This window comes from Roseomonas sp. USHLN139 (assembly GCF_037145735.1).
In the GTDB taxonomy this organism is placed as follows: Bacteria; Pseudomonadota; Alphaproteobacteria; order Acetobacterales; family Acetobacteraceae; genus Pseudoroseomonas.
Genome location: NZ_JBBCWY010000001.1, coordinates 1,416,386 through 1,442,994 on the forward strand (window position 1 = coordinate 1,416,386; position 26,609 = coordinate 1,442,994).

Below are 26,609 nucleotides of genomic sequence, written 5' to 3' on the forward strand. Positions count from 1 at the left end.
TGGACACAGTACGCGCCACGGCCCCCTGTTAGCGCGACCTTGGATCGAGCGCTGATGTATTGAAACGGCGTCCGCCGTGATGCCCGGGTGCCGCTGGCGAAGAGGCGCAGGTTCCCCAAACGGCCGATCATCAGAAAAAAGATGGGGGTCTGGGGGAATTCATTCCCCCAGCCTGTCCAGATGCTGAAGGCTTACCGCCCCACCGCATATCCCTGCATCCCCCGCGGATTGGCGCCCGCGAAGATCTGCCCGTCCGCTTCCTGGCGCACGGCGGAGAGGCGGCCTTCCGACCACTCGCCGCCCATCTCGGCCTTGTGGCCGCGGGCCTTCAGCTCTTCCAGCACCTTCGGGTCGAAGCGGCCCTCGATGACGGTCTTGCCCGGCCGGGCCACGCGCGGCCAGAAGCTGGACGGCCAATGTTCCGAGTGGAAGGAGGGCGCGTCGATCGCCTGCTGGATGTTCAGCTTATGGTCCAGCATGCGTGACAGCATGATCGGCTGCCACTGGTCCTGCTGCTCGCCGCCCGGGGTGCCGAAGGCCATCCAGGGCTTGCCGTCGCGCAGCGCCATGCCGGGCGACAGCGTGGTGCGCGGGCGCTTGCCCGGCTTCAGCCCGTTGGGGAGGCTCTCGTCCAGCCAGAACATCTGGCCGCGGGTGCCCAGGCAGAAGCCCAGCTCCGGGATCGCCGGCGAGCTCTGCAGCCAGCCGCCCGACGGCGTCGCCGAGACCATGTTGCCCCATTTGTCGATCACGTCGACATGGCAGGTATCGGCCCCCGAGACGCCCAGGCGCGACACCGTGGGCTCGCCGGTGCCGGCGGCACCGGTCAGCATCGGCACGCGATCCTCGGCCTTGTGGTCGACCCAGCCGGCATGGCCGGGGATGGTGCCGGGCCGCAGCTCGAGCGAGGCCTCGCGGCTGATCAGCTTGCGCCGCTCGGCATTGTAGGCGGCCGAGAGCAGGGTCTCCATCGGCACCTGGGTGAAGTTCGGGTCGCCGTAGAAGGCCTCGCGGTCGGCAAAGGACAGCTTCATCGCCTCGACCACGGTATGGACAAACTCGGCGCCCAGCGTGTCCATCGCGCCGATGTCGAAGCCCTGCAGCAGCGCCATCGTCTGCAGCATCGCCGGCCCCTGGCTCCAGGGGCCGCATTTCAGGAGGGTGGTGCCGCGGTAGTCGAAGGACAGCGGCGCCTCCACCGGCGCCTGCCAGCCGGCCATGTCCTGACCGGTCAGCACACCGCGATGCGCGCGCCCCGAGGCGTCCAGCACCTCCGTCTCGCGGCAGAAGCGGTCGATCGCCTCGGCGACGAAGCCCTGGTACCAGGCGCGCCGCGCCGCATCGATCTGCGCCACGCGGCCGAAGCCGGCCGCCTGCGCCTCGCGCAGCACGCGGGAATAGGTCGCGCCCAGCGTCGGGTTGCGCCACAGCTTGCCGGCCTTCGGCCCGCCATCGCGCAGCCACAGCGCCGCCGAGGTCGGCCAGGCCTGCTCGAACAGCGGGCGCACGCTTTCCACCGCCGCCGGAATACGCGGGACGTAGTGGATGCCCCGCTCGGCATAGTGGATGGCAAATTCCAGCACCTCGCCCAGCGTCCAGGTGCCCCAGTCGCGCAGCATGGTGGCCCAGGCATCGAAGGCGCCCGGCACGGTCGCCGGCAGCAGCCCGGTGCCGGGGATCAGGTCGAGGCCGAGCTCGCCCTTCACCTTGGCGACGCTCAGCCCGGCCGGGGCGGGGCCCTGGCCGCAGATCACATGCTGCCGGCCTTCGCGCGCGTCATGGATGATGATCGGGCAGTCGCCCAGCGGCCCGTTCAGATGCGGCTCGGCCACCTGCAGCACGAAGCCGGCGGCGGCGGCGGCGTCGAAGGCATTGCCGCCGCGCTCCAGCACCGCCATGCCCACCTGGCTGGCGATCCAATGCGTGCTGCCGACGGCCCCGAAGGTCGCGGCAATCTCAGGGCGTGTCGTGAACATTGCGTGGCTCCGGCGCTGGCTGCTTGCGCCCCTGTCTCTGCGCGCCGAAAACGCAGCGGTCAACCGGGAGCGGTGCAAGGTGATGTCGGGTCGGCTGGTGACGGTGGTGGGCGCCTCTGGCGCGGGCAAGGACACGTTGCTGGGCGCCGCCCGCGCCAGCTTGGCAGGTGATCCACGCTTCCTCTTCGCCCAGCGCGTCATCACCCGCCCCGCTGAGACCAACCCACATCCGGGGATCGAGCAGCACATCCCGATGAGCGAGGCGGAGTTCGAGGCCGCCGCGGCGGATGGTGCTTTCGCGCTGTCCTGGGCCGCCCATGGCCTGCACTACGGCATCCCCCGCAGCATCGAGGACGAACTGGCGGCCGGGCGAATCGTCGTGGCGAACCTGTCGCGCAGCGTGCTGGCCGAAGCCGACCGCCGCTACCGCCTGCGCGTGCTGCTGGTGACCGCGCCGCCCGAGGTGCTCGCCGCCCGCCTGGCCGGCCGCGGGCGTGAGACCATGGCGGAGATCGCGCTGCGCCTGTCGCGCGCGGCGCCGCTGGTCGAGGGGCTGGACCTGATCGAGGTGGCCAACGACACCACGCCGGACATCGGCGCGGAACGGCTGCTGAGCGCGCTGAAGGACGCCGCAGAATAGAAAAAGGCCGGGGAAAGGAATTCCCCCGGACCCCCATCTTTTTTCTGTCTTTTCAGCCTAAAGGCAGACGCTCGGCGATCAAGAAGGGCGCGCCGGGGCCGGCCTGGGTGAACAGGCACAACTCCCGCACCACCCGCGGCACCGCGGCCACGGCGCCGACCGCGGCCTCGGCGGCCGGGCGAACCACTGCCATCTCCTCCGGACTCAGCCGGCGCGACAGCGTCATGTGGAACCGCCAGTCCTCGAAGACATGCGGGTAGCCCCAGGTCATCAGCGCCGCCCGCTGCCGCTCCGACAAGCGATCGGGACGGCGCCGCGCGATCTCCGCCTCGGTCGAAGGCGCCCGATGCGCATCGAGTTCTCGCACGCAGCGGTCGCAGAAATCCTGCAGGGCCGGGCAGTCCTCCGCCTCGCGCAGCGCCAGGAACCCGTCAAGGTTGGCCACCCGCAACGGCGGCAGCGCAAAGGGCCGGGTCGAAGCCGCCAGCGCCGCCGCCGCCTCCCGCGCCGCCGGGAAGGAGCCGGCCAGCCGGAAGGGCGGCTTCAGCGTCGCGTGGAAGCCATAGCCGCGCGCATCCGCGGTGATCTCGGCGATGTCGAGGCCGGGCAGGGGAGGCTGGGGCAGCGAGGCCCCGGTCTCCGCATCCCGCCCCAGCCAGGCCGAGGCCGCCGCGTGCAGCGGATCGCCGACCTCCGGCGCCCAGTAGAGGCCGAGCCGGGCGCTCACGCGATGCGCTCGCCGGCGCGCCACACCGAGCGGACCACCGGGATGCCCTCCAGCGGCCGGATGCGCACCAGATCGGCGCGCAGCCCGGCTTCCAACCGGCCGCGATCGGCCATGCGCAGCATCCGCGCCGGCGCGTCGGTGATGGTGGCCACCGCCTGGTGCAGCGGGATGCCGGTCTCCTCGGTCGCCCGCCACACCGCCTCGATCATGGCGGGGGGGACGTAGTCGGAGGCGAAGACATCGACCAGCCCCGCGCGCACCAGGTCGGCCGCCGCGACATTGCCCGAATGGCTGCCGCCGCGGACGATATTGGGTGCGCCGGCGATGATCTTCATACCGTGCCGGTGCGCGGCCTCGGCCGCCATCATCGAGACCGGGAATTCCGAGATCAGCACGCCATCGGCGGCATTCTCGGCGATTTCCTCCTCGCGCCAGTCGTCATGGCTGGCCAGCGGCAGGTTGCGATGCGCGATGCGCTGCATCAGGGTGCGGCGCTGGTCGGCGCGCAGCCGCTCGCGCTGCGCGATCAGCTCCTGCATGCGGCGGTCAACCTCGGAGACCGACTTGCCGCCGCGCATCCGCATCTGCCGGTAGCGCTCGATATCGACATACTGGCCGACGCCCGGCGTGTGGTCCATCAGGCTGACCATGCGCACCGCGGGGTGGTCGGCGACGACCTCGACCAGCTCCAGCATGTCCAGCGCCGGCAGCTCGCAGCGCAGATGCAGGAAATGCTCGCTCTTCAGCAGGCCGGTGGGGGCGAGGGCGTCCAGATCGCGCACGCCGTTGAGAAACGTCTCGGTGCGCTCGGCGTCGAAGCCGAGGTCGCCGAGGCAGAGCGCATCCAGCACCGTGGTGACGCCGGCGGCCGCCGTCTGTGCGTCATGCGACAGGAAGGCCGAGCGCGACGGCCAGCGCGCCTGGGCGCGCGGCTGCACCTGGCGCTCCAGGTTGTCGGTATGGACGTCGATCACGCCCGGGATCAGGTGGTCGCCATCGAGGTCGATGGCGCCCGGTGCCTGGCTGCGGCCGGGCTGCAGCTCGGCGATCAGCCCGTCACGCAGCACCAGCGTGCCCGGCTCGATCCGGTCGGGCAGCACCAGCAGGGCATTGGTCAGGATGGTCTCGGCGGTCATGCGGCGTCCTGGATGGGCAAGACTTCGAAAAGACGGTCGGCGATGCGGTCGCGCACCTCGACATCGTGGAAGATGCCGATGATGGCGGCGCCAGCCTGCTTGGCTTCGGCGATCAGCTGCACCACCACGTCCCGGTTGGCGGCGTCAAGGCTGGCCGTGGGCTCGTCGAGCAGCAGCACGGGATAGAAGGGCGCGAAGCCGCGCGCCAGGTTGACCCGCTGCTGCTCGCCGCCGGAGAAGGTGGCGGGCGGCAGGCCGTGCAGCCGCTCCGGCAGGTTCAGCCGCAGCAGCAGGTCGCGGGCGCGGGCGCGCGCCTCGTCCAGCGGCACGCCGCGGGCGACCAGCGGCTCGGCCACGATGTCCAGTGCCGGCACGCGCGGGATGACGCGCAGGAACTGCGAGACATAGCCCAGGCTGTCGCGCCGGATCTTTCTGACCGTTCGCGGGTCGGCGGCGGTCAGCTCGATCTCGGCGCCGTCGTGATGCAGGAAAATCTGGCCCTGGCCGGCGCCGTAATTGCCGTAGAGGCAGCGCATCAGCGTGGACTTGCCGGCGCCGGACGGCCCGGCCAGCGCCACGGCCTCGCCACGCCGCACTTCCAGTTCGACGTCCCGCAGCACAGGGATGCGAAGCCCGCCCTGCAGATGGAGAAGAAAATCCTTGCCCAGGCCGACCGTGCGCAGCGCGGTCTCGCGATTGTCGTTCATGCGGCCAGCACCGAGGCGGTCAGGAGTTGCGTATAGGGATGCTGCGGATCGTCCAGCACCCGGTCGGTCAGGCCCTGCTCGACGACACGGCCGTGCCGCATGACGACGATGCGATGCGCCAGCAGCCGGGCGGCGGCGATGTCGTGCGTCACCAGCAGCACGGCGATGCCCAGATCGGCGACCAGCGCGCGGATCAGGTCCAGCAGCCGCGCCTGCACCGAAACGTCGAGGCCGCCGGTCGGCTCGTCCATGAAGACCAGCCGCGGGCGGGTGACCAGGGTGCGGGCGATCTGCAGCCGCTGCTGCATGCCGCCCGAGAAGGTGCGCGGCAGGTGGTCGATGCGGCTGGCGTCGATCTCGACCCGCTGCAGCCATTCGGTCGCCTCGCTGCGAATGTTACCGTAGTGGCGCGATCCGATGGCCATCAGCCGCTCGCCGACATTGCCGCCGGCCGAGACGCCCATGCGCAGCCCGTCGCGGGCATGCTGATGCACGAAGCCCCAATCGGTGCGCATCAGCCGGCGCAGCGGCGCCTCGCCCATGTCGTGAACCGAATGCGCCTCGCCCGAGGGGTCGCGATAGGTGACCGTGCCGCTATCGGGCCGCATCTGCCCGGCCAGCACGCGCAGCAGGCTCGACTTGCCGGAGCCGGATTCGCCGACGATGGCGACCACCTCGCCGGGGTGGATGTCGATGGCGACGTCGTCCAGCGCGCGGACGGCGCCGAAACGGAGGTGGAGGCCCGAGGCCTCGAGCAGGGGGAGGCTCATGCCGCCTGCTCCCCGCGTTCCGCCTGGGTGGCCTGGCGGTCCTCGCAGTAATCGGTGTCGGAGCAGACGAACATCCGCCCGCCGCGGTCGTCGGTCACCACCTCGTCCAGATACGACGTCCGCGAGCCGCAGAGGGCGCAGGGCGCGTCCGCCCGGTGCGGCCGGAAGGGATGGTCCTCGAAATCCAGGCTGCGCACCGCGGTATAGGGCGGCACGGCATAGATCTTCTTCTCGCGCCCCGCGCCGAAGAGCTGCAGCGCCGGCATGCGGTGCATCTTCGGATTGTCGAAGGCGGGGATCGGCGAGGGCGACATCAGGTAGCGCTCCTGCACCATCACCGGATAGTTGTAGGCGCTGGCGACATGGCCGTGGCGGGCGATGTCCTCGTAGAGCTTCACATGCATCAGCCCGTAATCGGCCAGGGCATGCATCCGCCGCGTCTCGGTCAGGCGCGGCTCCAGGCGGAACAGCGGCTCCGGCATCGGCACCTGATAGACCAGGATCTGCTGCTCGGTCAGCACCGCCTCGGGGATGCGGTGACGGGTCTGGATCACCGTCGCCTCCGGCGTGCGGGTGGTGGTGGCGACGCCGGCGACGCGGTTGAAGAAGCGGCGGATCGAGACGGCGTTGGTGGTGTCGTCGGCGCCCTGGTCGATCACCTTCAGCACGTCGCGCGGGCCCAGGATCGCCGCCGTCACCTGGATGCCGCCGGTACCCCAGCCATAGGGCAGCGGCATCTCGCGCGCGCCGAAGGGCACCTGGTGGCCGGGAATGGCCACCGCCTTCAGCAGCGTGCGGCGGATCATCCGCTTGGTGTTCTCGTCCAGATAGGCAAAATTGTAGCCGGGATCGTGGCTCATTCGGCCAGCTCCTTCTCGGCGGGGGCGGCGGCCTCGGCGATGGCGCTGGCGCGCATGCGACGGACCACTTCCAGCTCGCTCTGGAAATCGACGTAATGCGGCAGCTTCAGATGCTCGACGAAGCCGGTCGCCTCGACATTGTCGGAATGCAGCAGGACAAACTCCTCGTCCTGGGCGGGGGCGACGCGGTCCTCGCCCAGCTCGCCGGCCATCAGCGCGCGGTCGACCAGCGACATAGCCATGGCCTTGCGCTCGCCGGCGCCCAGCACCAGCCCGTAGCCGCGGGTGAATTGCGGCGGCTCGGCCTTCGAGCCGTGGAACTGGTTCACCATCTGGCACTCGGTGACCAGGATGTCTCCCAGCTCGATCTCGAAGCCGAGCTCGGGGGGCGTGAAGGCCACCGTCACATGCCCCTGGCGGATCTCGCCGACGAAGGGATGGTTGCCGCCATAGCCGCGCTGGGTGGAGTAGCCGAGGCCCAGAAGAAAGCCCTCGTCGCCGCGGGCCAGGTTCTGCAGCCGCGCGGCGCGGGAGGCCGGGAAATCCAGCGGCTGGCGGGTCAGGTCGGACGGCTCGGCCTCGCTCTCGCTGTCGCGGGCCATCAGGCCTTCGCGGGCCAGCAGCTCGGTCACCCGCGGCGCCTCGGGCTGGGCGACGGCGGCCTGCGGGGCGGGCGGCGGCGTCTGGCCGGCGGCGGCCAGCGAGAAGTCGAGCAGCCGGTGGGTATAGTCATAGGTCGGGCCGAGCACCTGGCCGCCCGGCAGATCCTTGTAGGTGGCCGAGACACGCCGGCGGATGCGCATCGCCGCGGTGTCCAGCGGCGTGGCATGGCCGAAGCGGGGCAGGGTGGTGCGATAGGCGCGCAACAGGAAAGCGGCCTCGATCAGGTCGCCCTGGGCCTGCTTGATGGCGAGCGCTGCGAGGCCGCGATCGTGGCAGGCGCCTTCCGCCATGACGCGGTCGACGGCCAAGCCCAGCTGCTGCTCGATCTGGTCGACCTCCAGCTCCGGCAGGGCCGGGTTGCCGCGCCGGGTCTCAGCCAGCCAGTCATGGGCGTGGCTGATCGCCTTCTCACCCCCTTTGACGGCGACATAGGCCATGGCTCAGCCCTCCTCGATGCGGGTGGTGCGCGGCAGGGCCGCCAGGCGGTCGCCGGCACAGAGGATGACATCCACCCCGCGCGGGTAATTCCGGGCCAGTTTCGCGCGTTCGGCGACGAAGCCGGCGGGCAGCCCGGTCACCCCCAGCCGGTGCTCCTTCTCGATGCCGGGGCCTGTCAGCTGCCAGCCGGCGCCTTCCTCCAGGCTTTCGACCTGGACGATCAGCGTGGCGCCATCCTGCGGCGATTCGTCCGAGCCCTGGCGCAGCGACGACAGCGGCGGCGGCGTGCCGGTGGCCAACAGAAAGAAAGCCTCGCCGGCCGGGACCAGGGCGCAGCCGGCATGGAAGCGGATCCAGCCCTCGGCCTCCACCCCGGCATCGAGCCAGAGCGGCGCCTCGGAATCGACCAGCGTCAGCAGCACCGCGGCACTGGCCGGGGCCAGCGGCGCCGGCGCGTCGAGCGGCATGGTCAGGCGCTGCACCCGGCCCGGGCGGCTCATCGCCTCCAGCACGGCGCGGAAGCAGCTTTGGGAATCGAGCACGGGCTCGGCGAAAGCGGGGCGGATCATCGCATGGTCGCCATGGTGAAGAATTGCACGCGCGTCGCCGCCGCCTTGCGCGACTGCGCCGCCGCCGCCTCGGCCTGGGCGGCCGCCAGCGGTTCGATCACCACGTCCAGGATGGCCTGGCGCCGGGCCGGGTCCTGCAGCGCGGCATCGACCAGCGCGGCGAGTTCCGCCTGGGCCAGGTCGCGGCCGGTGACATAGGCATGGCCCACCTGGCCATCCGGCAGGGAAACGGCGCAGCGGGTGACGGTGATCTCGGAGAGGTTGAAGGGCGCGCCGTCGCCGCCGGCACGGCCGCGCAGCATCATCAGCCCGGTCTCGGGGCCGCGCAGGCGGGCATGCGGGGGCAGGGCGGGAAGATCGGCGATCCGGGCCTGAAGGTCGGTCCGGCTGGCCCGGGCCAGCACCGCCATCCAGCGGCGTCGGTCCTCTTGCGGGGCAGCTTGCAGGGCTTGGGACACGGGAGGCTTTCAGTCTTGTGGAGACGTCTAGACAACTAGATATCCGCCCGGCTAACGTCAACGCGAAATTGCCACGACCCATGGGCGCCGAGCTTGAACTTTCCATGACGCAGTCTTTTCCGAACGATCCCGGCCGCGATGCCGCCCTGGCGCGCGGCGAGGGTGTCTCGCTGTGGCGGCAGATCGCCCAGTCGCTGGAGCGCGCCATCGCCGAGGGCAGCAGCCCGCCCGGCAGCCGCCTGCCGACCGAGGCGGCGCTGGCCGCCCAGCACGGCGTCAACCGCCACACCGTGCGCCGCGCGCTCGACTCGCTGGCGCTGCGCGGGCTGATCCGCATCGAGCAGGGGCGCGGCTCCTTCGTGGCGGAGGATGTGGTGGATTACCGCCTCGGGCCGCGCACCCGCTTCTCCGAGGTGATCCGGGCGCAGAACCGTGAGCCGGAAGGGCGCATCCTCTGGGTGCGCGAGATCCCGGCCGAGCCGGCCATTGCCGAGGCGCTGCGCCTGCGCCCTGGCCGGCCGGTGCTGGCGGTCGAGCGGCTGGGCCTGGCCGATGGCCGCCCGGTCGTGGTTGGCCGCCACCATTTCGTGCTGCCGCGGCTGGCGGGGATGGAAGCGCCCCTGCAGCAGACCGGCAGCATCACCGCGGCGCTGAAGGCCTGCGGCATTCCGGATTACCGCCGGGTCTGGACCCGGCTGACCGCCGCCCTGCCGACGCCGGAAGAGGCCGAGGCGCTGCAGCAGGCGCGCACCCGCCCCGTCATGGTGGCCGAGGCGCTGAACGCCGATTCCGAGGGGCGGCCCATCGACTACACCCTGTCGCGCTACGCCGCCGGGCGCGTGCAGATCGTCATCGAGGACGGCGCGGGACACGAGACATGACAGGCTGGACCATCACGGGCGGACAGGTGCTGCGCGACGCGGCGCTCGCCGCCGGCACCCTGGCGCTGCGCAACGGCGTCGTCGCCGAGGCCGCGGCGCCGGACGCCCGGCGCTTCGACGCCAGCGGGCTGCTGGTCCTGCCCGGCATCGTCGACATCCATGGCGACGCGCATGAGCGGCAGTTCCAGCCGCGCCCGGGCGTGGCGATCCCGGCGCCGCAGGCGCTGCGGGATTCGGCGGCGCAGATCCTGGCCGCCGGCATCACCACTGCCTTCCTCGGCGTGACCCTGTCCTGGGAGCCGGGGCTGCGCTCGCTGGACGCCTGGAAGACGCTGCTGGCCGAGCTGGAGAAAGCGCGGCCGACGCTTGCCGCCGATCTGCGGGTGCATCTGCGCTTCGAGGTCGACAACCTGGCGGCCCTCGAGACGGCGCTGGCCGATATCGAGGCCGGCCGCGTCGACCTGCTGGCCTTCAACGACCACACGCCGAGCATCGCGCGGAAGCTGGTGAAGGAGGCGGCGGCCTCGAAATATGCCGAGCGTGCCGGGGTCGGCGTGGCGGAAATCCGCGCCATGGCCGAGAGCGTGCTGGCCGGGCGCCATGCCATGCCCGCCGCGCGCGAACGCCTGGCCGCCGCCGCCCGGGCGCGCGGGATCTCGATGCTCAGCCATGACGATGCGACGCTGGAGGATCGGGCGCTGCACCGCGCCCTGGGTGCGGCGATCTGCGAATTCCCGATGGCCGAGGCGGTCGGCCGCGACGCCCGTGCCGCGGGCGAGGATGTGGTGATGGGCGCCCCCAACGTGGTGCGCGGCGGCAGCCACCTGGGCTGGGCCAGCGCCGCACCGTTGGCCGAGCAGGGCATCGTGACGATCCTGGCCTCCGACTACGTCTGGCCCTGCCTGATGCAGGCGGCCTTCATCCTGGAGGGGCGGGGAGTGCTGGACCTGGCCCAGGCCTGGGCGCTGATCAGCGCCAATCCGGCGCGCGCCGCCGGGCTCACGGATCGCGGCCGGCTGGAGACGGGTCTGCGCGGCGACGTGGTGGTGGTGGATGCGGCCAGCCGCTCGACGGTGGCCGTCTTCTGTGCCGGCGCATTGGCGTGGGTGGCCCCGACGGCAGCCGGGCGCTTCTGAAACAGCGGCTTTCCGGGGGAGCGTCGCGCTTCCCCGGGATGCCGGCCCACGCCGTTCCCGATGCCGGAATCAGAAAGGGGGCGCCGTTTCCGGCGCCCCCTCACATTGGCTCCCCGAGTTGGACTCGAACCAACGACCTAGCGATTAACAGTCGCGTGCTCTACCAGCTGAGCTATCAGGGATCAGCGTGTGGCCGGGATATAGTCGGCGCCGATGGGCAGCGCAAGAGGACTTTGCAATCGTTCCGCCATGATAATGCAGAACACGTTCGCGGCATGACAGGCGGCATGGCGAAAGGCGCCCGGACCTGTGCCAGGGCGCTGAAACCGATGCGATTTTCGACGAGGAGAGATGGAGGTCGGTGCCGGAATCGAACCGGCGTGGCGGGATTTGCAGTCCCGAGCCTAACCACTCGGCCAACCGACCATGGGGGCGGCTTTAGCGGGTGGAGTTGGGGCTGTCCAGAGGGCAGGGGCGGGGTGGACGGCAGGAAAGGTGCCGCCTGCTTGGCCGGCCCGGATGCAGCGCCTATAAACCCGGCCAAGGCATGGGAAATGGGTCCGTGCCCGGCAGTCGAGGACGGCAGGCGATGAGTTTCGCTGGAGATTTCGCGGGCGCCCGCAAATGGATGGTGGACGGGCAGCTCCGTCCCAACAAGGTCACCGATCCGCGCATCATCTCGGCCATGCTGGACCTGCCCCGGCACCGTTTCGTGGCCCCCGCGCTGGAAGCCCGCGCCCATGCCGACGAGGATGTGCCGCTGGGCCAGGGCCGCGTGCTGCTGCAGCCGATGATGCTGGCGCGCCTGCTGCAGCTGGCGCAGATCCGCGCCGGCGAGTCCGTGCTGCTGCTGGCGGCCGGCGCCGGCTATGGCGCCGCCGTCGCCGCCCGCATGGGCGGGCGCGTCACCGCGGTCGAGAGCGATGCCGGCCTGATCGCCCAGGGCCGCGCCGCGCTGGCCGAGCTCACCCTGGCGCCGGGCAGCCTGCAGCTGGTGGAAGGGCCGGCGAGCGCCGGCCATCCTGGCGGCGCGCCCTATGACGTCATCATCATCGAGGGCGCCGTGCCGGAGATCCCGCCAGCCCTGGTCGAGCAGCTGCCCGAGGGCGGCCGCCTGGTCGCCCTGCGCCGCCGCCCGGGCCAGGCCGGGGCCGCGGTGCTGGGCCGCCGCATGGGCGGCGCCTTCAGCGTCACCGAGGCCTTCGACTGCAACACCGCCCTGCTGCCCGAATTCCAGCCGCAGCCCGGTTTCTCCTTCTGAGATCCTGCGGGCGGTCCTCCTGCGGGGACCGCCGGGCTGCGACATACATGTCGCACCTGGCGCGCAACCCGCAGGCGGACCCCGCATGGTGGCTGGCCGCCCGGCGTCAGCTTCGCTAGCCTGCCTGCGGCAGGGCCGGATGACATCATCATCTGCCGGCGCCTGCCGCGACCGATTCCAGCTTACGGCCTTCCCAGGAGCCCGCCGGTGTCCCAGCCTCGCTCGCCCCAGCGCCTCGTCCCCGGGACCCGCGCCGCCTTCCGCCTGCTGCTGCTCGGCGCCGCCTTCGCGCTGCCCGCTGGCCATGCCGGGGCCCAGTCCCTGCAGGAGGCGCTGAGCCAGGCCTATGCGAACAACCCGACGCTGCAGACGGCGCGCGCGCAGCTGCGCGTGGTGGACGAGAATGTGCCGCAGGCGCTGGCCGGCTGGCGGCCGAGCGTCACCATCGCCGGCAACGCCGGCTATGTGAACGGCACCACCCGCTCGCGCGGCATCTATGCCGATGCCGACCGGCAGACCGCCGGCGTCAATGCGACGGTGACGCAGCAGCTCTACAATGGCGGCCGCACCGTGGCCTCGACCCAGCGGGCCGAGAACCAGGTGCTGGCGCAGCGCGCCCGCCTGCTCTCGGCCGAGCAGCAGGTGCTGTCCGACACCGTCGCCGCCTATGTCGCGGTGATCCGCGACCAGGAGACGCTGCGGCTCAACGTCAACAACGTCCAGGTGCTGCAGCGCCAGCTCGACGCCACCAATGAGCGCTTCCGGGTCGGCGAGATCACCCGCACCGACGTCGCCCAGGCGGAGAGCCGGCTGGCCGGGGCGAAGGCCTCGCGCGCCAGCTCGGAAGGCAATCTGCAGACCAGCCGCGCCACCTTCCGCCGCACCACCGGCCTGTCGCCGGAGCGGCTGACCGCGCCGCAGCCGCTGGGCATGCCGGTGAAGGACGGGCGCGAGGCGGCCGAGCTCGCCATGCGCAACAACCCGGCGGTGGTCGCCGCGCTGTTCGACGAGGCCGCGGCGCGCGACGCCATCGATGTGCAGATGTCCGCCCTGCTGCCCTCGGTCAACGTGCAGGCCCAGGCCTTCCGCAGCGACAACCCGCAGGCGCCGCATACCCGCGGCACCGGGCAGCAGATCACCGCCAATCTCTCTGTGCCGCTCTACCAGGGCGGCGCCGAGCATTCGGCGGTGCGCCAGGCGCGGCAGGATGCGCAGCGCTACCGCCAGGTGGTGGACGACAACCGCCGCCAGGTGATGCAGCAGGCGACCCAGGCCTGGGAGACGCTGCAATCGGCCCGCGCCCAGGTCGACAGCGTGCGCGCGCAGATCCGCGCCGCCGAGATCGCGCTGGACGGCGTGCAGCGCGAGGCGGTGGTCGGCAGCCGCACCACGCTCGACGTGCTGAATGCCGAGCAGGAGCTGCTGAACGCCCGTGTCAGCCTGGTGCAGGCGCTCGCCAATGTGGTGACTGCCAGCTACAACCTGGCCGGCTCGGTCGGGCGGCTGACCGCGCGGGACCTGGCGCTGCCGGTCGCGCAGTATGATATGGAAGCCTATTACCGGACGGTGCGCACGCGCTGGTTCGGCACCGGCGACCTGAATACCCAGCAGCCGGCCGGCGATCCCTCCAGCAGCGCAGTACCCTGAGCATGGCCCAGCCCCCCGCACGACCCGCCGCTCCGCAGGAGCAATCGATGGACGATATCCTGTCGTCCATCCGCAGCATCCTGAACGAGGATGAGCAGCTCGACGCCGCTCATGTGCCGCTGGAGTTGACCGAAGCCATGCTGGTTCCGACGCCGAAGACCCCTGCGAACATGCCCGACAGCCAGGCCCCCGTGGCCGCGCCGCGGCCGCAGCCGCAGCCCGAGCCGGCCTATGTTCCGCCGCCGGCGCCGGTCGCCCTGCCGGTCGCGCCGCCCCCGGTCGCGCCGCCGCTGGCGGCGGCGGAGACCGAGCAGGGCGGCCTGCTGGGCCCGATCGCTGCCGCCGCCGCGGCGGCCGCTTTGGGCCAGCTGGCCCGTGCCGTGGCCGATGACCGCAAGGCGCCGGTGATGCGCGCGGGCGGCGCCAGCATCGAGGATGTGGTCCGCGAGGAACTGCGCCCGCTGCTGAAGTCCTGGCTGGACCAGCATCTGCCCGGCATGGTGGAGCGCCTGGTCAAGGCCGAGATCGAACGCGTCCTGGCCCGCCCCCCGCAGTGATGCCGCCGTCCCCCAGCGGGGGACGGCCCTGACAGAAAGAGAAGGGGGCCTGGGGGAATTCCTTCCCCCAGCCCTTTCTTGCTTTTTGACCTTTCTCTTGACGACCGGCGCTGATGGCGCCCAAGGCAGCGCCCATGCTCGAAAAGAACCTTCTCCCCGCCAGCTTCGAACAGCGCCTCTACGAGGGCTGGGAGGCCGCAGGCCGCTTCGGCGCGCATCCCGAGAGCGCGGCCGATCCCTTCACCATCATGATCCCGCCGCCGAACGTCACCGGCAGCCTGCATATCGGCCATGCGCTGACCTTCACCATCCAGGACACGCTGATCCGCTGGCGCCGGATGCAGGGGCGCGACGCGCTGTGGCAGCCGGGCACGGACCATGCCGGCATCGCGACGCAGATGGTGGTGGAGCGGCTGCTGGCCGGGCAGGGCGTGCAGCGCCGCGAGATCGGCCGCGAGAAGTTCCTGGAGCATGTCTGGGAGTGGAAGGCGCAGTCGGGCGGCAACATCACCCGGCAGCTGCGCCGCCTCGGCGCCAGCCTGGACTGGCCGCGCGAGCGCTTCACCATGGATGCCGGCCTGTCGGAGGCGGTGCGCGAGGTCTTCGTCACCCTGCACGAGCAGGGGCTGATCTATCGCGACCGGCGGCTGGTGAACTGGGACCCGAAGTTCCAGACCGCGATCTCCGACCTCGAGGTCGAGAACCGCGAGATGAAGGGCAGCCTCTGGCACCTGCGCTATCCGGTGGAGGGCGAGGCCGGCCGCTTCATCGTGGTCGCGACGACGCGGCCCGAGACCCTGCTGGGCGACACCGCCATCGCGGTGCATCCCGAGGATGAACGCTTCCGCGACCTCGTCGGCAAGTTCGCCATCCTGCCGCTGGTGGGGCGCCGCATCCCGATCGTCGCCGACGAGTATTCCGACCCGGAGAAGGGCTCGGGCGCGGTGAAGATCACGCCGGCGCATGACTTCAACGACTTCGCCGTCGGCAAGCGGCATGGCCTGGCGATGCCCTCGGTGCTGGACGCCTATGGCGCGGTGATGCTGGACGAGATTGAGGGCGACCTGGCGGCGCTGGAGGGTGTCGCCGATCCGGCCTTCGTCCGCTCCCTGGCCGGCCAGGACCGCTTCGAGGCGCGCAAGGCCATCGTCGCCGAGCTGGAGCGGCTGGAGCTGGTCGAGACCATCGAGCCGCACAGCAATGTCGTGCCGCATGGCGACCGCTCGGGCGTGCCGATCGAGCCGCGGCTGACGCTGCAGTGGTATTGCGACGCCGCGACGCTGGCCAAGCCGGCCATCGAGGCGGTGGAGACCGGCAAGACCGAGTTCGTCCCCAAGCACTTCGAGAACATTTTTTTCAGTTGGATGCGTGACATCCAGCCGTGGTGCATCAGCCGCCAGCTGTGGTGGGGGCATCAGATCCCGGCCTGGTATGCGCCGGATGGCAGCTGCTTCGTCGCCCGCACGGAAGAGGAAGCCCTGGCCCAGGCGCGCCAGAAGCTCGGCGCTGAGGTGACACTGACCCGCGACGAGGACGTGCTGGACACCTGGTTCAGCTCCGCCCTCTGGCCGTTCAGCACCCTCGGGTGGCCGAACAAGACGCCGGAATTGGACAAGTACTACCCGGGCGACGTGCTGGTCACCGGCTGGGACATCATCTTCTTCTGGGTCGCCCGGATGATGATGATGGGCCACCACTTCATGGGCGCCGCCCCGTTCAAGACCGTCTACATCCATGGCCTGGTCCGCGACGAGAAGGGCCAGAAGATGTCGAAGTCGAAGGGCAACGTCATCGACCCGCTGGAGCTCGTCGAGAGCTTCGGCGCCGATGCGCTGCGCTTCGCCATCGCCTCGCTGGCGACGCCGGGCCGCGACGTGAAGCTCGGCCGCAAGCGGGTCGAGGACTTCCGCTCCTTCGGCACCAAGATCTGGAACGCGGCGCGCTTCTGCGAGATGAACGGCATCGCGCCGGATGCCTCCTTCGACCCCTCCAGGGTCGAGACGCCGCTGGCGCGCTGGATCCTCGACGCCGCCAACGCCGCCATCGGCGAGGCGACCGCGGCGCTCGAAGCCTATCGCATGGATGACTATGCCGGCGCCTGCTACCGCTTCGTCTGGAACAGCTTCTGCGACTGGTTCCTGGAATTCGCCAAGCCGGCGCTGAACGGCCCCGACACCGCCGAGAAGGCCGAGGTGAAGGGCGCCGCCCAGCATGTGCTGGGCACCATCCTGAAGCTGCTGCACCCGGTCATGCCCTATCTGACCGAGGAGCTCTGGGACCATTTCGGCTATGGCCCGGCATGCAGCCTGATCGGCGAGAGCTGGCCGCAGCCGGTCGCCGTCCCCGGCGCCGAGGCGGCGCGCGCCGAGCTCGACTGGCTGGTCTCGCTGATCTCGGCGGTGCGCGGCGTGCGCTCCGAGATGAATGTTTCTCCTTCTGTCACCGTGCCCTTGCTGGCGCAGGGCGCAACGCCGGAAACCCTGGCGCGCGGTGCCCGCTGGATCGACGCCATCCGTCGTCTTGGCCGCGCCACCGAGTTCCGGGCGCCGGAAGCCGGCGAGGCGGTCAAGGGCGCCCAGGTGACGGTGGGCGAGGCCACCATCCTGCTGCCGCTGGCCGGCGTCATTGACCTGGCCGCCGAGCGCGCCCGCCTGATGAAGGAGCGCGACAAGGCCCAGGCCGAAGGCGCCAAGGTGGCGCAGAAGCTGGGCAATGCCGACTTCGTCGCCCGCGCCAAGCCCGAGGTGGTCGAGGAGAACCGCGAACGCCTCGCCGCCGCCGAGGCCGAGGTGGCGCGCCTCGAGGCCGCCATGGCGCGCATCGCCGAGTGATCCCGGCGCGGCGCGGGGGAGGGTTCCTTCCCCGCGCCGCGGCCGCATCCTGTCCCGGAGCGAGACTATTCCGTCCTGACCCATCAGGAAATCCGATGGCAGCCGTGCTGAACCACCGCGGCTTCCATCAGGTGGCACGAATACCGCGGTGCCTTTGGCTGCGGTAATCTCTCTTATACCAGACCCGGCGCTGCCCCCCGCGCCGCGGCACGGGGACAGGAGAGAGCATGACCACCGACCCGGTCGCCGAGGCGAAAGACCCTCACGATACCCGCAAGCGCGTTTTCGCCATCATCGGCGGCTCCTCCGGCAATCTGGTCGAGTGGTACGATTTCTACGTCTATGCCGCGACGGCGCTGTATTTCGCGCCGACCTTCTTCCCCGGCGGCAATCCGACGGTGCAGCTGCTGAACACGGCGGCCATCTTCGCGGTCGGCTTCCTGATGCGGCCGATCGGTGGCTGGCTGTTCGGCCGCATCGCCGACACGCATGGCCGCCGCGCCTCGATGCTGATCTCGGTGCTGCTGATGTGCTTCGGCTCGCTGATGATCGCGGTGCTGCCGGGCTATGAGAGCATCGGCATCGCCGCACCCGCGCTGCTGCTGCTGGCGCGGCTGCTGCAGGGTCTGTCGGTCGGCGGCGAATATGGCACCTCGGCGACCTACATGTCAGAGGTCGCGGTCGCCGGGCACCGGGGCTTCTTCGCCTCCTTCCAGTATGTGACGCTGATCGGTGGCCAGCTGCTGGCGCTGCTGGTGGTGGTGATCCTGCAGTCGCTCTACAGCGGCGACGAGATCCGTGCCTGGGCCTGGCGCATTCCCTTCTTCATCGGCGCCGCCACCGCGGTGATCGCGCTGTTCCTGCGCCGCGCGCTGCACGAGACGACGACCGAGGAGGACCGCAAGCGCCAGGGCGCCGGCACGATCTCGCTGCTGCTGAAGCACCCGAAGCCGCTGCTGCAGGTGATCGGCCTGACCGCCGGCGGCAGCCTGGCCTTCTATGCCTTCACCACCTACATGCAGAAATTCCTGGTCAACAGCGCCGGCTTCTCGGCCGCCAAGTCCAGCGAGACCATGGCGGCGGTGCTGTTCTGCTACATGCTGCTGCAGCCGCCGCTGGGCGCGCTGTCCGACCGCATCGGCCGCCGCAACTGCCTGCTGGTCTTCGGCGCGGGCATGGCGATCGCCACCGTGCCGATCCTGACCTATCTGTCCGGCGTCACCTCGCCGATGGGTGCCTTCATCGGCATCCTCGGCGCGCTGTTCATCATCAGTTTCTATACGTCGATCAGCGGCGTGGTGAAGGCCGAGATGTTCCCCTCGGAGATCCGGGCGCTGGGCGTCGGCCTCGGCTATGCCATCGCCAATTCGCTGTTCGGCGGCACCGCGGAGTATGTCGCGCTCTACCTGAAGAGCATCGGCCTGGAGAGCGCCTTCTTCTGGTATGTCGCCGCCTTCGCCGTCATCTCGCTGATCGCGGCCCTGTCGATGAAGGACCCGCGCAGCCACGGCTACATGCCGGTGCCGGGCCGCGAGAAGAACTAGCCTTCCCGACACGTCGGACAGGGCAGGGGCCGGGGGCGCAAGCTTCCCGGCCCTTTCTCATGGCGGCGGTGCCCGCCTCTCCAGGGTTGCGGCCCTAGCTTTGTTGCGCGATACCAGGGTGGGGACGCAATGAAGAAAGGTTCGCCCGCATGGCTGAGCACAAATGGGACAAGTCGCGCATGCCCAGCCGGCATGTCAGTGTCGGCCCGGAGCGCGCCCCGCACCGCTCCTACTACTACGCCATGGGCATGACCGAGGAGGAGATCGCCCAGCCCCTGGTCGGCGTCGCCACCTGCTGGAACGAGGCCGCGCCCTGCAACATCGCGCTGAACCGCCAGGCGCAGAGCGTCAAGGAAGGCGTCAAGGCTGCCTTCGGCACGCCGCGCGAGTTCACCACCATCACGGTGACCGACGGCATCGCCATGGGCCACCAGGGGATGAAGTCCTCGCTGGCCTCGCGCGACGCCATCGCCGACACGGTCGAGCTGACCATGCGCGGCCATTCCTATGATGCCATGGTCACGCTGGCGGGTTGCGACAAGTCGCTGCCGGGCATGATGATGGCCATGCTGCGGCTGAACGTTCCCAGCGTCTTCATGTATGGCGGCTCGATCCTGCCCGGGAAGTTCAAGGGGAAGGATGTCACCGTCGTCGACGTCTTCGAGGCGGTCGGCCAGCACGCCGCCGGCAACATGTCCGACGAGGACCTGCACGCCCTGGAATGCGTCGCCTGCCCTAGCGCCGGCGCCTGCGGCGGCCAGTTCACCGCCAACACCATGGCCACCGTCTCCGAGGCGATCGGCCTGGCGCTGCCCGGCTCGGCCGGCGCCCCGGCGCCCTACGAGGACCGCGACCGCTGGGCCGTGGAATCCGGCAAGGCCGTGATGAACCTGTTGAGAAAAAACATCCGGCCGCGCGATATCGTCACGCTGAAGTCGCTGGAGAATGCGGCCATCGTGGTCGGCGCCACCGGCGGCTCGACCAATGCCGGGCTGCATCTGCCGGCCATGGCGCATGAGGCGGGGATCCGCTTCACCCTCGACGACGTCGCCGCCATCATGCGCCGCACCCCCTACATCGCCGACCTGAAGCCGGGCGGAAAGTATGTGGCGCTGGATGTGCACAAGGTCGGCGGCATCCCGGTCATCATCAAGGCGCTGCTCGATGCCGGGCTGCTGCACGGCGACTGCCTGACGGTCACCGGCAAGACCCTGGCCGAGAACCACAAGGACATCGTCTTCCCGACCGACCAGGACGTCATTTACCCGGTGTCGAAGGCCATCACGCCGACCGGCGGCGTCGTCGGCCTGAAGGGCAACCTGGCCCCGGACGGCGCCATCGTGAAGGTGGCCGGCATGAAGACGCTGCGCTTCGAGGGCACGGCGCTGTGCTTCGACTGCGAGGAGGATGCCTTCAAGGCGGTCGACCAGCGCGCCTACAAGAAGGGCGACATCCTGGTGATCCGCTATGAGGGGCCGAAGGGTGGCCCCGGCATGCGCGAGATGCTCTCCACCACCGCCGCCATCTATGGCCAGGGCATGGGCGAGGATGTGGCGCTGATCACCGATGGCCGCTTCTCCGGCGCCACGCGCGGCTTCTGCGTCGGCCATGTCGGGCCGGAGGCGGCGGTCGGCGGCCCGATCGGCCTGCTGCAGAATGGCGACCGCATCGTCATCGACGCCGAGAAGGGCAGCATCGACGTGATCCTGCCGGAGGGCGAGCTGGAGAAGCGCCGCGCCGCCTGGAAGCCGCGCGGCACCGATTACAATGCCGGGGCGCTGTGGAAATACGCGCAGCTGGTCGGCCCGGCGCATCTGGGCGCCGTCACCCATCCGGGCGGCGAGGCCGAGACGCATTGCTACGCCGATATCTGACCGGCGACTGACATCACGGGCAGGCGAGGGGCGGGGCACTTGAAGGGCCCCGCCTTTTTCGTGGCGGCGATTTGATCCGCGAAGTCACGCGCCGTCACAACTTGCCCTGCTTTGCCCTTTTTCTGTCCTGGTACCGCCATGCTTGGGGGGCAGTCTCCCACCATTGCGGTTGCCGTCGGCGCCGGCCGCCGGGTGCGGGTCCCCCCAGACCTCTTGTCCCGGATGGCCGGCACCGGCGGTGAACAGAAGGAGAGTGCGATGGTCGAGCGCCGTAAGCTGCTCCGTCAGATCTTTGCGGGCGCCGCCCTGGCCGCCCTGCCGCTGGGAACCGGCGTCGCCCTGGCCCAGCCCTATGGCCCGCCGCCCGGCGCCCCGGGGGGGCCGGGTGGTCCGCCTGGCGGCCCGCCGCCCGGCTATGGCGGTCCGGGCCGCGGTCCCGATCGTGGTCCTCCGGGCCGCCCGCCCGGTCCGCCGCCGCTGCGCAGCGAGCGCGGCCCCGGCCGCCCGCCGCGCCCCGGCCTGGTCTGGGAGCCGGGGCATTGGAGCCGGCGCCGTGGTGACTATGTCTGGGTGGGCGGCCGCTGGGTCAGCCGGCGGGGCCGCTGGTATCCCGGCGAATGGGTCGAGCGGCGCGGCCGCTGGGTCTGGATCGAGCCGGGCTGGAGGTGAGGCCATGCGCCGTTTCCCGATCCTGCTGATCCTGGCGGGCGCCGCCATCTCGCTGGGCGGCTGCGTCGTCGCCCCGGCGCCCGGCTATTACGGGCCGCCCCCCGGCTATGGCCCGCCCGGCGGGTATTACCGGCCGCCGCCGCCACCGCCGCCCTACTGGCACCGCTGGTAGGCAGGACCGCCGCCGCCCCCTTAGGGACGGCGGCTTTTTCCGGTCAGGAAAGCTCGAACAGGACCGGCGTGTGGTCGGAGGGGCTCTCTTCGCTACGCGGCCTAGCATCGACCCAGCCACGCGACAGCCGCTCCGCCAGTTCCGGCGACAGCAGCGCATGGTCGATGCGCAGGCCGCGGTTGGCCTCGAAGGCCGCGCCATAGTCCCAATAGGTATAGTGACGCTCGCCCGGATGCAGCGCGCGCAGCGCGTCGATCAGCCCGAGATGCTCCAGCGCGCGGAAGGCCGCCCGGGTCTCCGACCGCACCAGCGCGTCGGTCGGCGGCAGGGCGCGCGGCGCCAGGTCGAGCTCGGTCGGGCAGACATTGAAGTCGCCGAGGATGGCGAAGGGGCGGAAGCCGTCCAGCTTCTCCGCCGCGCGGACACGCAGCCGCTCCATCCAGCGCAGCTTGTAGGCATAGCCCTCGTCGCCACCGGAATTGCCGTTGGGCAGGTAGATGCCGGCCAGGTCGATGCCCTCCGCCGTCACCTCGACATAGCGGGCATGGCCATCCTCATCCTCGCCGGGCAGGGCTTCCGCCGTCACCTCGAAGGGGATGCGGCCGAGCACGGCCACGCCATTGCGCCCGCCCTGCTGGCCGACGGCATGGATGCGATAGCCGCTGCCCTCGAATTCCGCATGCGGGAATTCCTCGGTCTTGCACTTCAGCTCCTGCAGGAAGACCAGGTCGGGCTGCTGCGCCTCGAGGAAGCGGCGGACACCCGGCGCGCGCTTGCGCACCGAATTGACGTTGAAGGTGGCGAGACGCACGGGATCGGGTCAGCCGATCGAGAAGGACGCGCCGCAGCCGCAGCCGGACGCCGCCTGCGGGTTCTTCACCGTGAAATGCGCGCCGATCAGCTCATCCGCCCAGTCGAGCTCGGAGCCGGCCAGCAGGTCGAGGCTGACCGGATCGATCATCACCCGGGTGGTGCCTTCCTGCAGCACCAGGTCCTCCGCCGTGGCCTGGTCCTCGAGGGCGAAGGAATACTGGAAGCCGGAACAGCCGCCGGCATTGACCGCGACGCGCAGCCCGGCCTGGGGCCGGCCCTCGCGCGCGGCGATCTCCGCCACCTGGGCGAAGGCGCGGGGGGTGACGCGGAAGGCGGGGGACAGGGCGGCGCCGTCGGGCATGGGTCAGGACTCCTTGGGCCCCAACATAGGCGGGGCGTCCGGCTTTTCCAATCGCGCTGCCGGCAGGGCAGGGGCGCCATGGGGCCTCCATGGGCCCCCGGGCGTTGCGACGGCGCCGCCCCGCTGGTAGAGCGCGGCGGTCATGCCCGACCTCGCCCCCTATGCCGCCCGCGCCGAGACCTCGCGCGGCCGTCTCCATCCGGAGCCGGCGAGCGGGGTGCGCTCGCCCTTCCAGCGCGACCGGGACCGCATCATCCACGCCGCCGCCTTCCGCCGGCTGCAATACAAGACGCAGGTCTTCATTTACCATGAGGGCGACGCCTTCCGCACCCGGCTGACCCACAGCATCGAGGTGGCGCAGATCGCCCGCTCGATCGCCCGCCGGCTGCGGCTGGACGAGGACCTGGCCGAGGCGCTGGCGCTGGCACATGACCTGGGCCACCCGCCCTTCGGCCATGCCGGGGAGGAGGCGCTGAACGGCGTCATGCGCCCCTATGGCGGCTTCGACCACAATGCGCAGAGCCTGAAGGCGGTGACGGTGCTGGAGAAGCGCTATGCCGAGTTCGACGGGCTGAACCTGACCTGGGAGACGCTGGAGGGGCTGGCCAAGCACAATGGCCCGATCCGCCGCCCCAGCCATTTCATGGCCGAATACGATTCCCGCCATTCGCTGGCGCTCTCCAGCCACGCCTCGCTGGAGGCCCAGGTCGCGGCGCTGGCCGATGACATCGCCTACAACAACCACGACCTGGATGACGGGCTGCGGGCCGGGCTGTTCTCGCTCGACGAAGCCGCCGCGCTGCCGCTGATCGGCGGCGCGGTGCAGGAAGTGCGCGCCGCCTATCCGCAGGCGCCCGCCACCCGCCTGGCCAGCGAGGCCATCCGCCGCGTCATCAACGCCATGGTGCAGGACGTCGTGGCCGAGGCCGAGCGGCGGCTGGCCGTCCTGGCCCCCGCCGATGCCGATGCGGTGCGCGCCGCCGGCCGGCCGATGATCGGCTTCTCGGCGCCGATGCAGGAGGCCAACCAGCAGGTGCGCGACTTCCTGTTCGGCCGCATGTACCGCCACTGGCGGGTCAACCGCACGACCCAGAAGTCAAAGCGGGTGGTGCAGGTGCTGTTCAGCCTGCTGCATGGCGGGCCCGACATGCTGCCCCCCGAATGGCGCGACCGCGCCGGCGAGGCCGGCAGCGCGCAATGCGCCGCCGTCGTCTGCGACTACATCGCCGGCATGACCGACCGCTTCGCGCTGGACGAGCACCGGCGCCTGACCGACCCTCACATCCCCGGCTGAACGGACACCATGCAACAGACCCACGCCGCCCCGCAGGATATTTTTGCCGCACTGCGCGCCGAGGTCCTGACCTGCCTGCGCCGCCTCCTGCCGGAGCTGCCGGAGGAGGCGCTGGCCCGCGTCACCGTCGAGCCGCCGCGCGACCCGTCGCATGGCGACATGTCGACCAATGCCGCAATGGTGGTGGCCAAGATCGCGAAGGTCGCGCCCCCGAAGCTGGCTGCCGAGCTGTCAGCCGCGCTGCTGGAACTGCCGATGGTGGCCGAGGCCGCGCCCGCCGGCCCCGGCTTCGTCAACCTGCGCCTCGCCGAGTCCTTCCTGCTCGGCCAGCTGCCGGTCGTGCTGCGCGCCGGCGAAGCCTATGGCGACGGCACGTCCGGCGCCGGGGTGAAGGTCAACGTCGAATATGTCTCGGCCAATCCGACCGGCCCGATGCATGTCGGCCATTGCCGTGGCGCCGTGGTCGGCGACGCGCTGGCCAATCTGCTGGGCAAGGCCGGCTATGCCGTCACCAAGGAATACTACATCAACGACGCCGGCGCGCAGGTGCAGGCGCTGGGCTATGCCGCCTATTGGCGCTACCTCGAGGCGCTCGGCACCACGCTGACCGAGGAGGAATACGCCGAGGCGGTTCCCGGCGGGCTGCAGTATCGCGGCGACTACCTGGTCCCGGTCGGCGCGGCGCTGAAGGAGAAGTTCGGCGACAGCCTGGCGCCGGGCGCGAAGCCGGCCGAGGCCTCGCTCTGGCTGACCACGGTGCGCGAATTCACCGTCGCCGCCATGATGGAATCGATCCGCGAGGATCTGGCGGCGCTCGGCGTCGCCCAGGATGTCTTCATCAGCGAGGCGCAGCTGGTGCGCGACGGCGTCGCCGACCGCGCCATCGCCGAGCTCTCGGCCAAGGGCCTGGTCTATGAGGGCGTGCTGGAGCCGCCGAAGGGCAAGCTGCCGGATGACTGGGAGCCGCGGCCGCAGACCCTCTTCGCGTCCACCAAGTTCGGCGACGACGTCGACCGCCCGCTGCGCAAGTCCGATGGCAGCAACACCTATTTCGCCAACGACATCGGCAACCATGCCGACAAGATCGCCCGCGGCATGCAGCAGCTGGTGCAGGTCTGGGGCGCCGACCATGGCGGCTATGTCAAGCGCATGCAGGCGGCGACCAAGGCGCTGTCCGACGGCACCGTGCCGCTCGACGTGCTGCTCTGCCAGATCGTCAAGGTGATGAAGGGCGGCGAGCCGGTGCGCATGTCGAAGCGCGCCGGCACCTATATCACGCTGCGCGACCTGATCGACGAGGTCGGCCGCGACGCCGTCCGCTTCACCATGCTGACGCGCAAGTCCGACGCGCAGATGGATTTCGACCTCGACCGCGTGGTCGAGCAGTCGCGTGAGAACCCGGTCTTCTACGTCCAATACGCCCATGCCCGCTGCCGCTCGGTGCTGCGCCAGGCGGGCGAGCCGGCGCTGGCCGACCTGGCCGGGGCGGAAGCCGCGCTGGCCACCCTGCAGGATGCTGCGGAGCTTGCCCTGCTGCGCCGGCTGATCGCCTGGCCGCGCACGGTCGAGGCCGCTGCTGCGGCGCGGGAGCCACACCGAATTGCCTTTTATCTCGGTGACTTGGCCAGCGACTTTCATATTTTGTGGAACCGCGGCCGGGAAGATGCGACACTGCGCTTCATCCAGGCCGAAGCGCCGGAGGCCACCCAGGCGCGGCTGGCCCTCGTCGCCGCGACGGCCATCGTCATCCGCTCGGGCCTCGCGGTCATGGGCGTCGCACCGGTTGAGGAGATGCGGTGAGGGAAGTTCAGGTCCCGTCCTATCGTATCCGGGAAGCCGCCGCCGAGGACAGCGGCGCCGGCCGCCGCATGGCGATCATCGCCGGCGGCCTGGCAGGGGTGCTGGCGGTCGGCGGCATCGTCGGCTGGGCGGTCAGCAAGCTGGGCAATACCACCATCCCGGTGATCGAGGCCGATGCGCGCCCGATGAAGATCCGTCCCGACGACCGCGGCGGGCTGCGCGTCGCCAACCAGGACGAGATCATCTTCGAGCGGCGCACCGCCGGCAGCGGCTTCGAGCCGACCGGCCGGCTGGCGCCGGCCGCGGAGACGCCGAACCTCGACGCGCTGCGGGCGGCCACCGCGCCGCCGCCGACGCCTGTTGCGCCGGCGCCCGTCCCGCAGGCCGCTGCGCCGCAGGCGGCGACGCCCGCGCATCAGGCCGCCGCGGAGCCGGCACGCCCGCAGGCCCCGCCGCCGCCGGCGCCCCAGCTCAACGCCCAGGCCCCCGCGGCGCCGCCGGCCCCGGCCGCCCGCGTCGCGCCCCCCGCGGCCCCGGCCGCGCCGGCCCCGGTGCCGACGCGCACCGGCTCGGTCACCGTGCAGCTCGGCGCGCTGGATTCGGAAGCCGGCGCCCGCGCCGAATGGGAGCGCCTGTCGAAGCGCCTGCCGGAGCTGATCGGCGGCCGCAGCCCGCAGATCACCCGCTTCGAGCGCGAGGGGAAGCCGACCATGTGGCGGCTGCGCCTCGGCGGCTTCGAGCATGATGCCGCCAGCGCCTTCTGCGAGACGGTGAAGAGCCGCGGCGGCGCCTGCGCCGTGCTCGGCGGCTGAGCCTGCCGGCCCG

General features: G+C 71.0%; 25 protein-coding genes and 2 tRNA genes. 14 read left to right on the plus strand and 13 right to left on the minus strand.

All coding sequences use genetic code 11. The annotated features are described in order from the left end of the window. Window positions 1-191: 191 nt before the first annotated feature. The gene (locus tag WFI16_RS06530; protein ID WP_419896975.1) at window positions 192-1,976 is read right to left on the minus strand and encodes a gamma-glutamyltransferase family protein; all 1,785 of its coding nucleotides are present in this window, start codon (window positions 1,974-1,976) and stop codon (window positions 192-194) included. A gap of 82 nt (window positions 1,977-2,058) precedes the next feature. Here WFI16_RS06530 and phnN point away from each other — a divergent pair, with 82 nt between their 5' ends. Beyond that, entirely contained in the window at window positions 2,059-2,616 is a 558-nt protein-coding gene (gene phnN / locus WFI16_RS06535) for a phosphonate metabolism protein/1,5-bisphosphokinase (PRPP-forming) PhnN (RefSeq protein WP_419896976.1), read from the plus strand. Between the two features lie 52 nt (window positions 2,617-2,668). On the opposite strand, the gene WFI16_RS06540 is transcribed toward phnN, so the two are convergent. From WFI16_RS06540 to phnG, 8 genes are read right to left on the minus strand one after another with little or no spacing between them, the layout of a single operon-like run. Beyond that, the gene (locus WFI16_RS06540; RefSeq protein ID WP_419896977.1) at window positions 2,669-3,343 is read right to left on the minus strand and encodes a DUF1045 domain-containing protein; all 675 of its coding nucleotides are present in this window, start codon (window positions 3,341-3,343) and stop codon (window positions 2,669-2,671) included. Further along, a complete protein-coding gene (locus tag WFI16_RS06545) occupies window positions 3,340-4,479 on the minus strand; it encodes an alpha-D-ribose 1-methylphosphonate 5-triphosphate diphosphatase (RefSeq protein WP_419896978.1) in 1,140 nt (379 codons plus the stop codon). The genes WFI16_RS06540 and WFI16_RS06545 overlap by 4 nt, the downstream gene beginning before the upstream one ends. Continuing rightward, entirely contained in the window at window positions 4,476-5,186 is a 711-nt protein-coding gene (gene phnL, locus WFI16_RS06550) for a phosphonate C-P lyase system protein PhnL (protein ID WP_419896979.1), read from the minus strand. Before phnL ends, WFI16_RS06545 begins: the two co-directional genes overlap by 4 nt. Then, on the minus strand, window positions 5,183-5,956 hold the full coding sequence (gene phnK, locus WFI16_RS06555) for a phosphonate C-P lyase system protein PhnK (RefSeq protein WP_419896980.1): 774 nt from the start codon (window positions 5,954-5,956) through the stop codon (window positions 5,183-5,185). Before phnK ends, phnL begins: the two co-directional genes overlap by 4 nt. Next, window positions 5,953-6,816: an alpha-D-ribose 1-methylphosphonate 5-phosphate C-P-lyase PhnJ gene (locus WFI16_RS06560; protein ID WP_419896981.1), complete on the minus strand. Its 864-nt coding sequence runs from the start codon at window positions 6,814-6,816 to the stop codon at window positions 5,953-5,955. Before WFI16_RS06560 ends, phnK begins: the two co-directional genes overlap by 4 nt. After that, the gene (locus WFI16_RS06565) at window positions 6,813-7,916 is read right to left on the minus strand and encodes a carbon-phosphorus lyase complex subunit PhnI (protein WP_419896982.1); all 1,104 of its coding nucleotides are present in this window, start codon (window positions 7,914-7,916) and stop codon (window positions 6,813-6,815) included. The genes WFI16_RS06560 and WFI16_RS06565 overlap by 4 nt, the downstream gene beginning before the upstream one ends. Window positions 7,917-7,919: 3 nt before the next feature. Continuing rightward, window positions 7,920-8,486, minus strand: a complete 567-nt coding sequence (gene phnH, locus WFI16_RS06570) for a phosphonate C-P lyase system protein PhnH (protein ID WP_419896983.1) — start codon at window positions 8,484-8,486, stop codon at window positions 7,920-7,922. Beyond that, on the minus strand, window positions 8,483-8,944 hold the full coding sequence (gene phnG, locus WFI16_RS06575; protein WP_419896984.1) for a phosphonate C-P lyase system protein PhnG: 462 nt from the start codon (window positions 8,942-8,944) through the stop codon (window positions 8,483-8,485). The genes phnH and phnG overlap by 4 nt, the downstream gene beginning before the upstream one ends. A 104-nt stretch (window positions 8,945-9,048) precedes the next feature. Between phnG and phnF the strand changes: the two genes are divergently transcribed. Together phnF and WFI16_RS06585 are read left to right on the plus strand one after the other, a co-directional pair. Beyond that, window positions 9,049-9,825, plus strand: a complete 777-nt coding sequence (gene phnF, locus WFI16_RS06580; RefSeq protein WP_419896985.1) for a phosphonate metabolism transcriptional regulator PhnF — start codon at window positions 9,049-9,051, stop codon at window positions 9,823-9,825. Beyond that, on the plus strand, window positions 9,822-10,961 hold the full coding sequence (locus WFI16_RS06585) for an alpha-D-ribose 1-methylphosphonate 5-triphosphate diphosphatase (protein ID WP_419896986.1): 1,140 nt from the start codon (window positions 9,822-9,824) through the stop codon (window positions 10,959-10,961). Before phnF ends, WFI16_RS06585 begins: the two co-directional genes overlap by 4 nt. Window positions 10,962-11,067: 106 nt before the next feature. On the opposite strand, the gene WFI16_RS06590 is transcribed toward WFI16_RS06585, so the two are convergent. Then, window positions 11,068-11,143: transfer RNA gene (locus WFI16_RS06590), tRNA-Asn, on the minus strand. 170 nt (window positions 11,144-11,313) lie between these two features. Next, window positions 11,314-11,387 (minus strand) — tRNA-Cys (locus WFI16_RS06595). Window positions 11,388-11,550: 163 nt separating this feature from the next. Between WFI16_RS06595 and WFI16_RS06600 the strand changes: the two genes are divergently transcribed. The 8 genes from WFI16_RS06600 (at window position 11,551) to WFI16_RS06635 (ending at window position 21,516) form a co-directional block, all read left to right on the plus strand. Beyond that, entirely contained in the window at window positions 11,551-12,222 is a 672-nt protein-coding gene (locus tag WFI16_RS06600) for a protein-L-isoaspartate O-methyltransferase family protein (RefSeq protein WP_419896987.1), read from the plus strand. A gap of 207 nt (window positions 12,223-12,429) precedes the next feature. Then, on the plus strand, window positions 12,430-13,869 hold the full coding sequence (locus tag WFI16_RS06605; RefSeq protein WP_419896988.1) for a TolC family outer membrane protein: 1,440 nt from the start codon (window positions 12,430-12,432) through the stop codon (window positions 13,867-13,869). A gap of 47 nt (window positions 13,870-13,916) precedes the next feature. After that, on the plus strand, window positions 13,917-14,426 hold the full coding sequence (locus WFI16_RS06610; RefSeq protein ID WP_419896989.1) for a DUF2497 domain-containing protein: 510 nt from the start codon (window positions 13,917-13,919) through the stop codon (window positions 14,424-14,426). A 134-nt stretch (window positions 14,427-14,560) separates the two neighbouring features. Beyond that, window positions 14,561-17,257 carry a valine--tRNA ligase gene (locus tag WFI16_RS06615; RefSeq protein WP_419896990.1) on the plus strand — a complete coding sequence of 899 codons (2,697 nt, stop codon included), beginning with the start codon at window positions 14,561-14,563 and terminating at the stop codon, window positions 17,255-17,257. Between the two features lie 227 nt (window positions 17,258-17,484). Further along, window positions 17,485-18,801, plus strand: a complete 1,317-nt coding sequence (locus tag WFI16_RS06620) for an MFS family transporter (protein ID WP_419896991.1) — start codon at window positions 17,485-17,487, stop codon at window positions 18,799-18,801. Between the two features lie 149 nt (window positions 18,802-18,950). Beyond that, window positions 18,951-20,675 (plus strand): dihydroxy-acid dehydratase, encoded by a 1,725-nt coding sequence (gene ilvD / locus WFI16_RS06625; protein WP_419896992.1) that lies wholly within the window; start codon window positions 18,951-18,953, stop codon window positions 20,673-20,675. Window positions 20,676-20,933: 258 nt separating this feature from the next. Next, entirely contained in the window at window positions 20,934-21,344 is a 411-nt protein-coding gene (locus WFI16_RS06630) for a hypothetical protein (protein ID WP_419896993.1), read from the plus strand. 4 nt (window positions 21,345-21,348) lie between these two features. Continuing rightward, window positions 21,349-21,516, plus strand: a complete 168-nt coding sequence (locus tag WFI16_RS06635; protein WP_165694199.1) for a hypothetical protein — start codon at window positions 21,349-21,351, stop codon at window positions 21,514-21,516. Between the two features lie 43 nt (window positions 21,517-21,559). On the opposite strand, the gene xth is transcribed toward WFI16_RS06635, so the two are convergent. Together xth and WFI16_RS06645 are read right to left on the minus strand one after the other, a co-directional pair. After that, window positions 21,560-22,327 (minus strand): exodeoxyribonuclease III, encoded by a 768-nt coding sequence (xth, locus tag WFI16_RS06640; protein ID WP_419896994.1) that lies wholly within the window; start codon window positions 22,325-22,327, stop codon window positions 21,560-21,562. 9 nt (window positions 22,328-22,336) lie between these two features. Next, window positions 22,337-22,690, minus strand: a complete 354-nt coding sequence (locus WFI16_RS06645) for a HesB/IscA family protein (protein ID WP_419896995.1) — start codon at window positions 22,688-22,690, stop codon at window positions 22,337-22,339. A 142-nt stretch (window positions 22,691-22,832) separates the two neighbouring features. Between WFI16_RS06645 and WFI16_RS06650 the strand changes: the two genes are divergently transcribed. From WFI16_RS06650 to WFI16_RS06660, 3 genes are read left to right on the plus strand one after another with little or no spacing between them, the layout of a single operon-like run. After that, window positions 22,833-23,984, plus strand: coding sequence for a deoxyguanosinetriphosphate triphosphohydrolase (locus WFI16_RS06650; RefSeq protein ID WP_419896996.1), 1,152 nt, complete (start codon window positions 22,833-22,835; stop codon window positions 23,982-23,984). Between the two features lie 9 nt (window positions 23,985-23,993). Further along, window positions 23,994-25,784: an arginine--tRNA ligase gene (gene argS / locus WFI16_RS06655; RefSeq protein WP_419896997.1), complete on the plus strand. Its 1,791-nt coding sequence runs from the start codon at window positions 23,994-23,996 to the stop codon at window positions 25,782-25,784. Continuing rightward, window positions 25,781-26,596, plus strand: coding sequence for an SPOR domain-containing protein (locus tag WFI16_RS06660; protein ID WP_419896998.1), 816 nt, complete (start codon window positions 25,781-25,783; stop codon window positions 26,594-26,596). Before argS ends, WFI16_RS06660 begins: the two co-directional genes overlap by 4 nt. The last annotated feature ends 13 nt before the right edge of the window (window positions 26,597-26,609 follow it).

Bases quoted from the DNA above. Each gene is read 5' to 3' on its own strand.
- WFI16_RS06650 (WP_419896996.1), top strand. From the start codon at position 22,833: ATGCCCGACCTCGCCCCCTATGCCGCCCGCGCCGAGACCTCGCGCGGC.
- WFI16_RS06620 (WP_419896991.1), top strand. From the start codon at position 17,485: ATGACCACCGACCCGGTCGCCGAGGCGAAAGACCCTCACGATACCCGC.
- WFI16_RS06545 (WP_419896978.1), bottom strand. From the start codon at position 4,479: ATGACCGCCGAGACCATCCTGACCAATGCCCTGCTGGTGCTGCCCGAC.
- phnF (WP_419896985.1), top strand. From the start codon at position 9,049: ATGACGCAGTCTTTTCCGAACGATCCCGGCCGCGATGCCGCCCTGGCG.
- phnK (WP_419896980.1), bottom strand. From the start codon at position 5,956: ATGAGCCTCCCCCTGCTCGAGGCCTCGGGCCTCCACCTCCGTTTCGGC.
- WFI16_RS06560 (WP_419896981.1), bottom strand. From the start codon at position 6,816: ATGAGCCACGATCCCGGCTACAATTTTGCCTATCTGGACGAGAACACC.
- WFI16_RS06600 (WP_419896987.1), top strand. From the start codon at position 11,551: ATGAGTTTCGCTGGAGATTTCGCGGGCGCCCGCAAATGGATGGTGGAC.
- WFI16_RS06530 (WP_419896975.1), bottom strand. From the start codon at position 1,976: ATGTTCACGACACGCCCTGAGATTGCCGCGACCTTCGGGGCCGTCGGC.
- phnH (WP_419896983.1), bottom strand. From the start codon at position 8,486: ATGATCCGCCCCGCTTTCGCCGAGCCCGTGCTCGATTCCCAAAGCTGC.
- WFI16_RS06585 (WP_419896986.1), top strand. From the start codon at position 9,822: ATGACAGGCTGGACCATCACGGGCGGACAGGTGCTGCGCGACGCGGCG.
- WFI16_RS06565 (WP_419896982.1), bottom strand. From the start codon at position 7,916: ATGGCCTATGTCGCCGTCAAAGGGGGTGAGAAGGCGATCAGCCACGCC.
- WFI16_RS06635 (WP_165694199.1), top strand. From the start codon at position 21,349: ATGCGCCGTTTCCCGATCCTGCTGATCCTGGCGGGCGCCGCCATCTCG.
- WFI16_RS06630 (WP_419896993.1), top strand. From the start codon at position 20,934: ATGGTCGAGCGCCGTAAGCTGCTCCGTCAGATCTTTGCGGGCGCCGCC.
- phnN (WP_419896976.1), top strand. From the start codon at position 2,059: ATGTCGGGTCGGCTGGTGACGGTGGTGGGCGCCTCTGGCGCGGGCAAG.
- phnL (WP_419896979.1), bottom strand. From the start codon at position 5,186: ATGAACGACAATCGCGAGACCGCGCTGCGCACGGTCGGCCTGGGCAAG.
- WFI16_RS06645 (WP_419896995.1), bottom strand. From the start codon at position 22,690: ATGCCCGACGGCGCCGCCCTGTCCCCCGCCTTCCGCGTCACCCCCCGC.
- WFI16_RS06610 (WP_419896989.1), top strand. From the start codon at position 13,917: ATGGACGATATCCTGTCGTCCATCCGCAGCATCCTGAACGAGGATGAG.
- argS (WP_419896997.1), top strand. From the start codon at position 23,994: ATGCAACAGACCCACGCCGCCCCGCAGGATATTTTTGCCGCACTGCGC.
- WFI16_RS06615 (WP_419896990.1), top strand. From the start codon at position 14,561: ATGCTCGAAAAGAACCTTCTCCCCGCCAGCTTCGAACAGCGCCTCTAC.
- ilvD (WP_419896992.1), top strand. From the start codon at position 18,951: ATGGCTGAGCACAAATGGGACAAGTCGCGCATGCCCAGCCGGCATGTC.